Source organism: Chondromyces crocatus, from assembly GCF_001189295.1.
GTDB classification, from domain to species: domain Bacteria; phylum Myxococcota_A; class Polyangia; order Polyangiales; family Polyangiaceae; genus Chondromyces; species Chondromyces crocatus.
This window is the reverse complement of record NZ_CP012159.1, coordinates 4716549-4729565: the sequence shown is the minus strand read 5'-3', so window position 1 is coordinate 4729565 and position 13017 is coordinate 4716549. Positions and strand designations below refer to the sequence as shown.

At 68.8% G+C, this 13017-nt stretch carries 12 protein-coding genes; 6 read left to right on the top strand and 6 right to left on the bottom strand.

Annotated elements, in window-relative coordinates:
* Positions 1 to 26: 26 nt before the first annotated feature.
* The 5 genes from CMC5_RS17535 to CMC5_RS17515 form a co-directional block, all read right to left on the bottom strand.
* On the bottom strand, positions 27 to 1457 hold the full coding sequence (locus CMC5_RS17535; RefSeq protein WP_050431511.1) for a HAMP domain-containing sensor histidine kinase: 1431 nt from the start codon (positions 1455 to 1457) through the stop codon (positions 27 to 29).
* A complete protein-coding gene (locus CMC5_RS17530; RefSeq protein WP_050431510.1) occupies positions 1454 to 2140 on the bottom strand; it encodes a response regulator transcription factor in 687 nt (228 codons plus the stop codon). The genes CMC5_RS17535 and CMC5_RS17530 overlap by 4 nt, the downstream gene beginning before the upstream one ends.
* A gap of 24 nt (positions 2141 to 2164) precedes the next feature.
* Positions 2165 to 2374, bottom strand: a complete 210-nt coding sequence (locus CMC5_RS17525) for a hypothetical protein (protein ID WP_050431509.1) — start codon at positions 2372 to 2374, stop codon at positions 2165 to 2167.
* Positions 2375 to 2408: 34 nt separating this feature from the next.
* Entirely contained in the window at positions 2409 to 2969 is a 561-nt protein-coding gene (locus CMC5_RS17520) for a Spy/CpxP family protein refolding chaperone (RefSeq protein WP_050431508.1), read from the bottom strand.
* Between the two features lie 139 nt (positions 2970 to 3108).
* A complete protein-coding gene (locus CMC5_RS17515; protein WP_156338674.1) occupies positions 3109 to 4752 on the bottom strand; it encodes a hypothetical protein in 1644 nt (547 codons plus the stop codon).
* A gap of 135 nt (positions 4753 to 4887) precedes the next feature.
* Here CMC5_RS17515 and CMC5_RS17510 point away from each other — a divergent pair, with 135 nt between their 5' ends.
* The 4 genes from CMC5_RS17510 to CMC5_RS17495 all read left to right on the top strand — a co-directional run bounded on the left by CMC5_RS17510 (position 4888) and on the right by CMC5_RS17495 (position 9203).
* Entirely contained in the window at positions 4888 to 5433 is a 546-nt protein-coding gene (locus CMC5_RS17510; RefSeq protein ID WP_050431506.1) for a hypothetical protein, read from the top strand.
* On the top strand, positions 5430 to 6995 hold the full coding sequence (locus CMC5_RS17505) for a GMC family oxidoreductase N-terminal domain-containing protein (protein ID WP_050431505.1): 1566 nt from the start codon (positions 5430 to 5432) through the stop codon (positions 6993 to 6995). Before CMC5_RS17510 ends, CMC5_RS17505 begins: the two co-directional genes overlap by 4 nt.
* Before the next feature lie 76 nt (positions 6996 to 7071).
* Positions 7072 to 8106 (top strand): low-specificity L-threonine aldolase, encoded by a 1035-nt coding sequence (gene ltaE, locus CMC5_RS17500; protein WP_050431504.1) that lies wholly within the window; start codon positions 7072 to 7074, stop codon positions 8104 to 8106.
* Complete coding sequence (locus tag CMC5_RS17495) at positions 8103 to 9203, top strand: tetratricopeptide repeat protein (protein ID WP_050431503.1); 1101 nt, start codon at positions 8103 to 8105, stop codon at positions 9201 to 9203. Before ltaE ends, CMC5_RS17495 begins: the two co-directional genes overlap by 4 nt.
* Positions 9204 to 9234: 31 nt before the next feature.
* Here CMC5_RS17495 and CMC5_RS45935 read toward each other — a convergent pair whose 3' ends face one another.
* Positions 9235 to 9657 carry a hypothetical protein gene (locus tag CMC5_RS45935; protein ID WP_050431502.1) on the bottom strand — a complete coding sequence of 141 codons (423 nt, stop codon included), beginning with the start codon at positions 9655 to 9657 and terminating at the stop codon, positions 9235 to 9237.
* A gap of 329 nt (positions 9658 to 9986) precedes the next feature.
* Between CMC5_RS45935 and CMC5_RS17485 the strand changes: the two genes are divergently transcribed.
* Positions 9987 to 10721, top strand: coding sequence for a hypothetical protein (locus CMC5_RS17485; protein ID WP_050431501.1), 735 nt, complete (start codon positions 9987 to 9989; stop codon positions 10719 to 10721).
* A 621-nt stretch (positions 10722 to 11342) separates the two neighbouring features.
* On the top strand, positions 11343 to 12947 hold the full coding sequence (locus tag CMC5_RS17480) for a double zinc ribbon and FHA domain-containing protein (protein WP_156338673.1): 1605 nt from the start codon (positions 11343 to 11345) through the stop codon (positions 12945 to 12947).
* Positions 12948 to 13017: the final 70 nt, after the last annotated feature.

Genomic DNA, 13017 nt, shown 5'->3' with positions numbered 1-13017 from the left:
GTGCATCGAGAGGGGTCGCCCTCGGCTCAGGCGTGGGAGGAGCGGCGCTCACGCGGTGCCCCGCCGGAGGATGGGGGGCGGACACGAATCTCGACGCCGACCCGCGCGCCGCCCTCGGCCCGGTTCTCCGCAAAAGCCCGGCCACCATGCGCTACGGCGATCCGCTTGCAGAGGGCGAGACCCAGGCCCAGGCCCAGAGCACCACGCGGTTCGCTGGCCGATGCGCTGCCTCCCCGATAGAACGGCTCGAACACCCGCGCTTCTTCGCCAGGGGAGAAACCCAGACCACCGTCCTCCACGTCGAACGAGATCGTCTCGCCTCGCGCGTGCACCCGGAGCCGCTCGACGCCGCCACCATGTGCACGCGCGTTCTCGATCAGGTTGGCCAGGGCGCGCCCCAGCAATGTCGCGTCGACCTCCATGGCGGGAGGCGTGTCCTCTTCCACTTCGAGCAGGCTGGGATCGAGCCCCGCTCGCTCCAGCGCGCGAAGCGCAGCATCCGCAGGCGCGACGCGGGTCACAGTGAGTGCGTTGAAGTCGATCCTGGAACTTGCGAGCAGATCGCCGACGAGCGCATCGATTTCCATCACCTCACGATCGAGATCGTCGAGGAGCTTCGAGGAGGGGACGCGGAGGGGTCTCGTTTCGCCCTCGATCTCCACGCCCTCGATCTCCACGCCCTCACTCTCCTCCCCTCCCCTTCCACGATCTCGCGCCATCTCGGTCAACAGGCGGATGCGTGACAGGGGCGTGCGCAGCTCGTGCGAGACGGCGGCGAGCAGCTCCCGCTGATCCGCAAGCTGCTTCTCGATGCGAGCCGCCATGTCGTTGAGCGTCTCGCCCACGACACCGACCTCACCAGCAGCGCGCCGGTCGAGCCGGACGCGGCTCTGCAGGTTGCCCTCACCGATCTCGCGCGCCACCCGCGACAGCTCCAGAAGCGGACGTGCAAGGCGCCGCGAGATCAAACCGGAGGCGGCCCACAGGACCGACGCGATCACGCCGAGCACCAGGGCGACACGGAACGGACCTCCGTGCCGGAAACGGTGGAAGCACACCACCACCGATCCCAGCGCAGTGCCATCGCTTTGTACCGGGACACGGTAGGTACGTGTTCCACAAGCCGGCCCGTGTGACACGAGGGTTTGCTCTCGATCGTCCAGGAGCATCACGCTCGCGTCCAGTTCCTCAGCCACGGCGCGGGCCAGGCCGTCACGCGCGGCGGGCGTGCCCCAGACCTGGGCGAACTGGCGGTCGATCAAGGCCTCGACCCGTCTCACCTCCAGGCGGAAGCTCGCTCCCCATCCTCCATCCAGCAGGCTCATCGCCGCGGCCACCATGGCGACCGTCGCCATGATGGTGATGCCGAACGTCACGAACAGGCGGCGCTGGAGACGCGCCTTCAAGTAGCGCGAGACGCGCCCTTCCCGTGGTGTGTGGTGCCTGCAGCGCGTCACGCTCCGTCCTTCGTCAGCACGTACCCCACGCCGCGCACCGTCTTGATCAGCTTCGGCGCGCGCGGGTCGTCTCCGAGTTTCTGGCGCAGGTGCGAGATATGGACGTCGACCGTCCGCTCACCGACGTGGACGTCCGCGCGTCCCGCCGCTTCGAGGAGTGCATCCCGAGGAACCACGCGGCCGGCACGGCGCCCCAGCGCGACCAGGATGTCGAACTCGATGCCCGTCAGATCCACGGGCCGGCCTCCCACGCTCACCACCCGACCGGGCACGTCGATCACGATGTCTCCCAGGACGAAGCGCTCGCCCGAGGTCTCGCTGCGACCGCGCCGCAGGACCGCCCGCAGGCGCGCAACCAGCTCCCGAGGACTGAAGGGCTTGGCGATGTAATCGTCGGCGCCCATCTCGAGACCGACCACGCGATCGGCCTCCTCGCCGCGCGCGGTGAGCATCAGGATGGGGATGGAGCTCTTCGCGCGGATGCGCCGGACGACCTCCACGCCATCCATCCCTGGCATCATCACGTCGAGAACGATGGCGTCGAACGTCCCCGTGGCGAGGGCGGCCAGGCCGCGGGGCCCGTCGTGAGCCCCCGTGATCGAGAAGCCGTTCTGCTCGAGGTAACTCGCGAGCAGCTCGTGCAGCCGGACGTCGTCGTCGATGAGCAGTACGCGTTGCGCCATGGCGTGGTGGTCAGGAGGGTACCATCACCTGTCCAGGGCTTGCGCCGGCACCGCCCACATCACCGGCGTGCGCTCGACTTCGGCCTTGCGAGCAGCGTCGACGCAGACCGAGGCGACGTGGCGCTCGAACGCGGCACGCCGCGCGTGGGCTCGGCACCCCAGCGAGGCAAAGCCAGAGGCGAACCCACCGATGGCCCCGAAGGCGAGCAACGTGATGATCAGCTTGCGATGCATGGTCGTCTCCTCTCGTCTCGTCCGTGTGCCGTCGTCACGCCCACGCCCTGCCGTGGCGTCCGCGGCCGTGCCTCATCCCGCCGAAGAAGGAGCCACTCTCCAGGAGATCGGCCAGCCGCTCGCGCTGCCGGTCGTCGAGGACGGCGTGGATCTTCGCGAGCGCGCCGACCAGCTCCTTGCGCATCGTCGTCAAGGCGTCGTCGTGTCGCGCGAACAGCTCTCCGAGGCGGGTCTCGTCGAAGCTGGGGCTGCGAGTCGCTGCCGCCACGTCTGCGCGCGTGCGGCGCAGCTCGCCGCGATGCGCCTCGGCGGTGCTGCGCAGATCGTCCAGCGCAGCCGTGATCACCTTCTCCTGGCCGGCGGTGGTGTCGAGGCGCTCGAACAGGAAGCCGAGCATCCGCCGGCGCCTTCCCTGGAAACCACCCCCTCCACCCCGCGACCAGGGCGGGCCCCCTTCACCATCCCAGGGACCGCCGAAGCGCCCCTGCCAGTCCCCTCCCCAGCCTCTGCCTCCGCAACGTCCTTCCCAGCCACCGCGTCTCAGCATCGAGAACAGGCCCACCAGACAGGCCGTACCGATCAGGAATCCCACCATGGTCCTTACCCTCCAGCGGCGTCGCCGCCATTCACACGGGCAAGGTGCCTCCCGTCTGTGAAGGGTCGTCCGGGGCTGTCGTGAAGAAGTGCAAAGAGCGACGCATGCAGCCCACGCGCGTGGGCTGGCGCGCACGTCACTACGCTTTGCGTCGCTTTCCCGAGCCGTCGTCAGGCTGGGGCGGGAGGCGCGCCGACTCCGCCGCGATCTCCTCGGGCGTCGGCATGCTGTAAGGGTTGGTCATCTCCATCTCGTCTTCGGCGTCGATGGAGTTGAGCAGCGCGAGCAGCCCCGACGAGCCTCCTCCCGGACGTCCACCCGACGATCGCTCGGGCGAGGAGCCACGCGCGCTCGACACGATGACGGGCTTGGGCTCGGAGGGCGGCGGCGCCGCAACGCGGCCGGGTTCGACGAGGGGTGGCGCACTCACGGGCGCAGCCCCAGGGCCAGGCGCCCCGGGAGCGCTCGCCGCCTCCACGAAGCCGGGCGCGCTGGCAGGGCCCCCGCTCGGAGGCGCCACCACCGGAGCGGGGACAGGGGGGCCGCCCGAGGCCGCCTGGAGCCCCATCTGAATCAGGGGAGGCGCAGGGATCGTGGTCGCCGTGATCAAGCTCGGTGGCACCGTCGCCGGCGGCTTGCTGCTCGGCTCGCCGCTTCGTGGATCCTGGATGGGGCCCAGATCCATGGACGTCACGGACTGCGGCTTGCTCGCGGGCGCGGGCTCGGCACCTCCGGACACGGGAGCGGGGGGGCTAACCGGGGGGCCTCCCGTCCGTCCCCCCTCCTGGAAAGGGCTGAGGCCCAGCAAGGGCGGCCCTCCCGTCAGGGTGGGAGGACCGCTCGAGAGCGGCGGGGGCGGCGTGGTGGCAGGCGCTTGTGCTCCGCTCCCCGGCACCGCGGCGACGTTGCCTCCAGGCAGCGCGGGGGCGGCCGTCGCGCCGATCTCGGGTGTCCTCATCGACGAGTCGGCGCCGCTGCCTTCGATCTTCGAGGCAGCGCGCGGCGACGCCTCGAAGCGCATCGACTTCTGCGCGACGTTCAGGACCGGGACGAGATCGCGAAGGGGAATGCTCGTGGCGATGATCTCCGGCACCGCGATGGACAGGTCCCCCTCGGCGTGGAACGGGACCCCCGGTCGATCGCGCTCTTGCTGGAGCCGGGCCTCGTCGATCGCGACCCGCACCTCCAGGGGGATGCGCGTATGCCACACCCGCCCGTCGATGGCCGTGCGCACGTCCCACGGCGTCAAGATCGGGGTGCGGCCGATGCCGTCGAAGGGGCTCCGGTCCGAGAGCAGGGACTTGAACAGCCAGGTCATCAGGTCGTGATGGACCTGCGTCTCCTGATCCCAGGGGAGCGACTCGCGGAAGAAGTTCCAGTACGCCCCCGCAGGGCCGTAGACGGCGATCTCGAAGGGCTGGAACTGCTCCTCGAAGACCCGCACCGTGACGTCGCCGTCGTCGATGACCGAGTCGAGCAGCGCGCCCTGGAAGTCCGGCGCCTTCTTGCGCGCAGCCTTGGGGGCGAGGCCCGTCAGCGACGAGGTGACCCGCTGGCGGAGATCGGCGCGCTCACGGAGCCAGCGCATCCTCTCCACGGCGCCCCAGCGATCGCGTAGACGCACGGGGCTCCACCAGGGCAAGTCGAGTTCTCGAAGACGCGCGATCAGCTCGGCCACGAGCTGGAGCGCAGGCTCGCTCGCGAAGTGGGCGCGCGCCTCCTTTCGGAGGGTCTCGTCATCCTTCTTGTCCGGATCTCGATGCTGTAGCGGTCGCTCAGGCATGGGCCCTCCGGCGGCGAGGAAGTCTCCGCTCGCCAACCGCTTCTATCACAAGCCAGCAGACCGCCGCGGGCGGACCTCCCGTGGCGGTTTCTGCCGGGGTTTTTCACCAAGAACAAACCGGCTACGCTGCGGGCGATGCGACCCCCTGTCACGTCGACCACGTCCGAGCCCGGCCCCTCGGCGCTGGACACCGACCGGACCTCCGCACGGAACGACCCGCAGGGTGGCCTCTCGGCCATGTCTCGTCGGATCGCCTGGTCCGCAGCGCAAGCCATCCTCTGCGACGAGGACGAGAGCTCGCCGGGGACGCTCATCGCGCCACCTCCCGCCGTGTGCGATCGTGCCGTCCGAGGGCTCGACGAGTCGCTCGCCAGGTCCAGCGCCGATCTCCGGCGAGGCTTCTGGGTCCTGACCGTCGCGCTCGAGTTCTTGCCCCTCTTCATCCTCGGGGTCCCGAGCCGGATGACGCGGCTCACGCTCGAGCAGCGGCTCGCCTACCTGGAGGCGCTGGAGAACCACCGCATCGGGCTGCTCTCGATGCTCCTCATCGCGTTCAAAGTTCCCTTGTGCGTCCCCGCCTTCGAGGAAGGAGAGGAGCTGCGCAGCACGGGCTTCGACCGGCAGACGCTCTCCACGCGGCGGCTGCTCGTGACCTCGTCGCCACGCCGGGAGGCCGCGTGAACCGAGAGATTGCGTCGTCCGAGCCCATCGTCGATGGGCGAAACCTCCAGGTCGGCTTCGATGAAGCGTGCGACGTGGTGGTCATCGGTTCGGGATCAGGCGGTGCGGTGATGGCGACGCTGCTGGCCGAGGCCGGGCGTCGTGTGATCGTGCTCGAGGAGGGGCCTTACTACCGCCCGGCGGACTACCAGCGCTTCTTGCCGAGCGAGGCGGTGCGCAAGATCTTCCGCGAGGCGGGGATGGCGACCGTCTTCGGTGTCGGGCAAACGCCGATCATCTCCATGATGATGGGCCGCGGTGTGGGCGGCTCGTCCCTCGTGACCGGCGGCGTCTGCTTCCGGATCCCTGGCGAGGTGCATCATCACTGGACACGAGATCTGGGCCTCTCCGATCTCGGCGAGCGTCACCTGGAAGAAGCGTACGAGAGCGTCGAGAAGCGCCTGACCGTGCGCGAGGTCCCCGAGGCGATGCGCTCGGACTCGACGCGGCTCTTCGTGAAGGGCGCGCAGGCGCTCGGGATCGAGATGAAGCCGATCCATCGAAACACGGGGGACGACTGCGAGGGAAACGCGCGGTGCAACTTCACGTGCCCGGCGGGAGCCAAACGCTCGGTCGATGTGTCGTACCTGCCGTCGGCGCTCAAGCACGGGACGCGGGTCGTCGCCGATGCGCTCGTGGAGCGGGTGCTGGTGGAGCGAGGTCGCGCCGCCGGTGTGGAGGGGAGGCTCCTGGGGAGCGAGGGGACCTCGCACCGCTTCCGGATACGCGCGCCGGTCGTGGTGGCCGCGTGCGGAACGCTGCACACGCCGCTGCTCCTCTCTGCCTCCGGCGTTGGGCGGCAGAGCGGGGTGCTCGGAAGAAACATCACCCTGCACCCCGCAGCGCGCGTCGTGGCGCGCTTCGATCACGCCGTGAACGGGTGGAACGGCGCGCTCCAGAGCGTCTACTCGGACACGTTTGCCGACGACGGGATCAAGCTGGTGGGTGTGTACACCGCCGTCAACGTGCTCGCGGCCGCGCTGCCTGGTGTGGGACCGGCGCTGCGGAGGCGCGCGCGCGCGCTGCAGAACTCCGCGGTGTTCGGCGCGATGATCCACGATGAAGGTGGCGGTCAGGTGCGCAGCGGGCTGGGGCGCGAGCCCATGCTCACCTACGAGATGGCCCCCCGGGATCTGGCGCGGCTTCGAAGGTCGATCACGGTGCTGTGCGAGATGGCGCTCGCCGCTGGCGCACGCGAGGTCTACACGCCCGTGTTCGGCTTCCAGCCGCTGAAGAACATGGACGAGGCGCGCGCGATGGAGAGAGCATCGATCGATGCGCGGCGGATCGAGTGCATGTCGTTCCATCCTCTCGGCAGCGCGCGGGTCTCGAACGATGCGCGACGCGGCGTCGTCGACCAGAACGGCGAGAGCTTCGAACTCCCTGGCCTGTTCGTGGCGGACGGCTCGATCTTGCCCACCAGCATCGGGGTGAACTCCCAGGTGCCCATCATGGCAATGACCACCCGACTCGCCTGGCGGCTCGACGAGCGATTTGCGAGGCTTGCGCACTCCGCGGCGTGAGCATCGACCCTCGTCGCCATCTGGTTCCCAGCGCCGCACGCAAGCGCACGCCACCCACCGTTCGACCAGACCTCCCATGATCGACCTCCGCTCCGACACCGTGACTCGTCCGACAGAGGCCATGCGCCGCGCCATGGTCAGCGCTCCGGTAGGAGACGATGTCTACCGCGAGGATCCGACGATGCGGCGGCTCGAAGAGCGGGCCGCAGAGATCACCGGCAAGCAAGCCGCGCTCTTCGTGCCGAGCGGGACGATGAGCAACCAGATCGCCCTGCTCTGCCACACCCAGCGCGGTGACGAAGTGGTGATCGGCGAAGGAGCACACTGCGCCTTCTACGAGTCGGGCGCGGGCGCCGCGTGGAGCGGCGTGCAGTTCCAGGTGGCAGGCCAGGGCGGGCTGTTCACGGCAGAGGAGCTGGAGGCCGCCATCAAGCCGCCCGCCTACTACATGCCGCGCACGAGGCTCGTCGCGCTCGAGAACACGCACAACCGAGCGGGAGGTACCGTGTTTCCCGAGCAGCACGTCCTCCAGATTGCAGCGGTGGCCAGGAAGCATGGGCTCGCCCTGCACCTCGACGGGGCGCGGCTGTGGAACGCAGCAGTGGCGACAGGGCATACGGTCGCCGCGCTCGCCGCGCCGTTCGATACGGTGAGCGTCTGCTTCTCGAAGGGCCTGGGCGCTCCAGTGGGCTCGGCGCTGTGCGGGAGCGCCGAGCAGATCGCGGCGGCGCTCAGGTTCAGGAAGATGCTGGGTGGCGGGATGCGTCAGGCGGGTGTGCTCGCAGCGGCCGCGCTCCACGCGCTGGAGCATCACCGAGTGCGCCTCGTCGAGGACCACCACGCAGCCGAGCGCATCGCATCGGCGTTGCGCGAGGTGCCGGGAGCGAGCATTCCGGTACCGGAAACGAACATCGTGATGGTCGACACCCCGGGCGTTCCAGCAGCCCGCTTCGTGGAGGCCGCAGAGGAGCGAGGGGTCCTGGTCTCGGCGTTCGGCCCGCACAGGGTTCGTCTGTGCACCCACCTGGATCTCGCGACGGAAGACGTCCCCCGCGCCACGGACGCGCTGGTGCAGGCGCTCCGCATCGCCATGCAGAAAGCGAACGCGTGAGGTGGTTCCACGCCTCGGCACTCGCCGTCGTCGTCGCTGCGACGGTGGGCTGTGCGTCGATGCCTGCCGAGGTCTACGTTCACTCGTTCGCCTCCGGACAGCGCGCCTTCCACGCCGGTCGCTACAAGGAAGCCGCGCGCGCGTTCACGGAGGCGGCGACGAAGGCGGATCGGGTGAAGGATCGCGACGAGGCGTATTTCATGGCGGCTCGCGCCCACGAGCGCGACGCCGACTGGGCCTCTGCGCAGCGGGCCTACGAGCAGCTCGTCGCCGCCTCCCCGAAAGGTCCCCGCGCGGTGCGCGCCGAGTTCGAGCTGGCCGAGCTGGCCATCCGCCAAGGCGACGAAACGCAGGGTTTCGCGCAGCTCTTCGCGGCCCTGCGACGTCACCCCGAGCACGGGTTCGCGCGCCGTGCGCTCCGCATGCTGGTCGATCATCAAGAAGCACTGGGTGGGCCAGCAGGCGCGGTGTCCTGGCTCGAGCGCGAGGGATCCGGGCTGCGAGGAACGGAGCTCGACCAGATGGTGCGCTACGAGCTCGGACGCGCGGAGGAGCGCGCCGGGGATCGTGCGCGCGCGCTCCGAACGCTGCTCGACGCGGCCCGCGCCCACCCCTACCCGACAGGTCCGCTCACCGACAATGCGTTGTTTCACGCCGCGCGTCTCGCAGAGGAGCTGGGCCGCCCCGAGGAGGCGATCAGCATCCTGAGAGAGCTGCTCGCGCCGCGCGAGACGGCGTCGACGGGAAGCTACGAGCGGCCGCTGTTCGACGACGCGCAGCTACGCATTGCGCAGATTTACAGAGACACGTTGAAGGATCACGCCTCGGCGAGGCGAGAGTTCCGGAGACTCTACGAGAAGCACCGCACATCGCTCATGCGCGACGACGTGCTCTGGGCCGAGGCGAAGCTGTGGCTCGAGGACGGACAGCAACGAGAAGCGTGCTCCGTTGCCGCCCTCCTTCGAAGAGACTTCCCCGAGTCACGCTACGCGCGCTGCGCACACCGGCTTTGCCCGACGCTCGAAGCGTCCGGCAAGCCTTGTGCAGCGTACATCGAGCGCGACTTGACGCAGAAAGACGATGAAGGCGAGCGGTGAGCCCGCATCGAACGGGTGACGTCAGACGCGCTCAGCGTTCCGCGTCTTCGTCCTCTTCTTCGTCCTCGTCGTCGTCGTCGTCGTCGTCGTCGTCGTCGTCATCATCCTCGTCGTCGTCGAGGTCGTCGTCGTCCTCGTCGTCGTCATCGGCAGCCTCGTCGTCGTCGACCTTGCCTCGCCCCTCGTATTTGAGGTCGATGCCGAGATCGCCGAGCTGAGTCTCGATGAGCTCGAAGAGTTCGTCGACGTCGTCGCCGCCCCACTCGTCGAGGATGTCGGTCAGGAACTCGAAGAAGTCGCCGCTATCGAGGCGGCGCTCGATTTCTTCGACCTGCTCTTCCGAGAAGGCTTCGAGGACGTCTTCACGCAGAGCCTCGGTATCGCCCTCCTCAACGGCGTCAGCCGCTGAGTCCCGAATCTGCCTAACGGCACGCTTGTCGAGGTGAATCTCCATAGGGGGATAGCTCCGTTTAGGCGAGCCTCGCCGCTGACGTCAAGCGGGCGAACGAAGATCTTCGGACATCGGATGACGCTTCGCCGACTCGGGGACCACCTCCGTCGACGCGGTGCATGACCGTTCAGGTCGGCGGAGAGGTCGGCTCGGCAGAGGGTTCGAGCGCGGGAGCTGCCCAGCCACCAGGGTCCTCCACCGGGGGCCATCGACGATCCCGTGGTCCAGGACTCTCACCCCCGTGGTCCAGGCGCCCTCGCGAGGGCCCTCCGCGCGAGTCTCGTGGACGAAGCGTTGCCGAGCGCGCGAGGCTCGCGTATTCACGCTATATCGTGCGTCTCCGAACGGCGCTCCTACCGCTGACGGTGGCCAGCGCCATCGCGCTCCGCGCTGCACCTCTCCAGGCGCAGAGCGCGGAGCCAGCGTCATCCATGGGGCAAGAGACCGATGGCGCTGGGACGAGCGCGTCCGATGCGACGGTGGCGGGCAGGTTCGAGGAAACCGTGGGTCCTCGCCCTCCCCCGCTCAACGTCGAGTACGCGCAATACGGGGTCGCGCTCACGGCGGCGATCAACCTGTCGGAGGGGGCCGCCTGCCAGGAGCAGCAGGGAGCATTTCTCCCGTGCATCCTGGGCAGCGGTGGTGGGCTGTTGATCCGTGGTGGCTACCGTTCACCGGGCCCCTGGTACTTCGGAGGCTCCTACGAGTTCACCAAGATGGACTCGAGCAACCTCTACCGGCTCGGAATCTTCCAGCAGCTCCGCGTGGAGATGCGCTACCTGCCCGACTTCGGGACGCGGGCCGCTCCCTATTTCACCGCAGGTGTCGGCGGCGTCGCCTACGGGAACGAATGGGGCGCCGAGACCGGCGGCGCGCACCTCTCCCTCGGTGCAGGCGTCGAACTCGAGATTTCTCGGCTGACGGTGCTCGGCATCAGCGGGGGCTGGCGTCCGGTTCTGCTCGCGGGATGGACCGACACGGCCGGCTATCGGCGACGGACCGCCATCGCTCAGTTCCTCGGTCTCGAGCTGATGATCGAGGTCCGGACCGAGCTGGGACGCCGCTGACGCGTCTCGTCCCCCGGGGTCGAGAGCATCGCAAGAAGCGCGAGAACCGCCCGTCGTGCCGCGGCGCACGCACCACCGATCGGTGACGCATCTCGCAGCGGCACGACGCCTCGAGAGAGCTTTCGACCGTGGCGGCCCTTTTTTTCGGGTAGGCGCCCGACGCGATCCCCCTCTCTTGCCCTTGACTCGACAGGCGGACCGCGGTCCCCTCCCCGAGTGATCTGTGATGTCTGCGGACGCCACAACCCTGATGAACTGACCTACTGCCAGGACTGTGGGCGGCGGCTCAAAGCGAAAGTGAAGCGCGGAGTCGCCCCGACCCCTCCGAAAGGGATTCCACGAGTCTCCCCGCCAGAAGGCACGTCGGCATCAGGCTCGTCTGGCATCGGGAACCCCTCCATCGGCGCTCAGCAGTCCGTCGGCAGTCAACAGTCCATCGGCAGTCAACAGTCCATCGGCATCCCGCAGAACGTCGCGGCCCCTCAGCTCATCATCTCGTCATCGGGCAGCAGCGCGCAGCAAGGGAGCGCATCTCCCGAGGCTTCCGCACGCTCCGAGGTCGTCGCTGCACAGCCACCTGCGATCGCACCGGGATCCGTGGTTCCCTCGCAAGCGGCTGCGTTGACCCTGCCTTCTGCAGCGAGCCACCAAGCGCCCATCTCGCAGCTCGCAGCGACCCAGGCATCGCAGGGCGCACTCCAGCAGGACGCCAGCGCCCCCGCCGTGTCCTCTCAGGATCCCGAGGCTGGACGATCGAGCGCGTCAGGAGGACGAGCCCAGAGCCGCTTGCGACCGGAGGTCCCCGGCTTCTCGTTCACGCCCCCCACGGCCCAGCGGGAGGTCCCCGCGCAGCCAGCCTTCGTCCCGGAGGAGCGAACTACCGTCGAGTCGCTCATGCCTGCAACGGTGGCGCTCCGGGTCCTCTGCACGAGCTGTGACTCCGAGAACCCTCCCGGCTATCGCTTCTGCGTCACGTGCGGCTCGTCGCTCAAGGCCTCACGCCCCGAGAGCCGGACGGTCCCGGAGCCGTCGACCCAGATGGGAGCAGCCGTTCCCCCGCCCTCGCCCACGCCCCCCGTCGAGGCGACGTTGCGCGTCGAGCGCGGCAAGGACGACACGATCCCTCGTGGCGCCCTGGAGCCTCATGTGCCCGGCCACGGGACGCCTTCGCCACTCGACGGAGGCGTGACGCACGAGAAGATCGTGGGCGCCCCGGTGGTCGACATCTCGGCGGCGAGACATGCCCCCACCCGCATGATCGAGTGCAGCCGCTGCCACGGGCATTGCCTCGCGACGACCCGCTTCTGCAAGTACTGTGGCGCGCCGCTCGAAGGGGAACGCTCGGCACCCCTCTCTCTCGGAGGCGTCCCACCGACCGATGTGCGGGTGGAGCACCAGCCGACGTCGAGCGACGCTCGGGAGAGCCACAGCACGGCGGAAGAACTTTCCACGCTCCCCAGCTCCACGGAGACCTCGGGCGGGGCGAAGCTCTCGCAGCTCGCAGCCCCACCCCTTCGGTCCCCTCACGCCGTGAGACCGGCGGGTTCCTGGCCAGACACCCGAGCCGGCCGGGCCCCCGAGGGAAGGCTGGTCGTCATTGTCGAAGACGGCAGCGAAGGGAAGTCTTTTCCGCTGTCGGGCCGACAAATCGATATCGGTCGGACCGAGGGCGACATCCACCTCGAAGACGATCTTTACGTCGCTCCGCGGCATGCACGGCTGATTCCCCATGAAGGGACCTGGATTCTCCGGGACCTGGGGAGCGTCAACCGGAGCTACCTCCGCATCCGTCAGCCTCATTCTCTGCGAGATGCTGACTTGCTTCTCCTGGGGCTGGAGGTGTTACAGTTTCAGACCGTGAGTGACGGGGAGCGAGGCCTCGGCCATGCGATCCAACACGGGACTCTGCTTTTCGGCTCGCCGGCCGTCCAGCGACGTGCACGGCTCTGCCAGAGGACGGTCGAAGGCGTGGTGCGCGACGTCTATCACTTGCACCGGGATGAGACCGTGATCGGCAGAGAAACCGGGGATATCGTGTTCACGTCGGACCCGTTCCTCTCGAGGCGACATGCGGTCATCCGGAGAAATCCGGTGACCAGCGAGTTCACCCTGACCGATCTCGACTCGTCGAACGGAACTTACGTCGCGGTCCGGGAGGACGTTACCCTGGCCAACGGGGATTTCGTTCGCGTCGGGCAGCACCTGTTCCGCGTGGACCTATCGTGATGAGCGACCAGACCGCCCGCGAAACCAGCGCAGAGCCCCCCGGACTCGATGGCCCCGGGGGCCACGATCC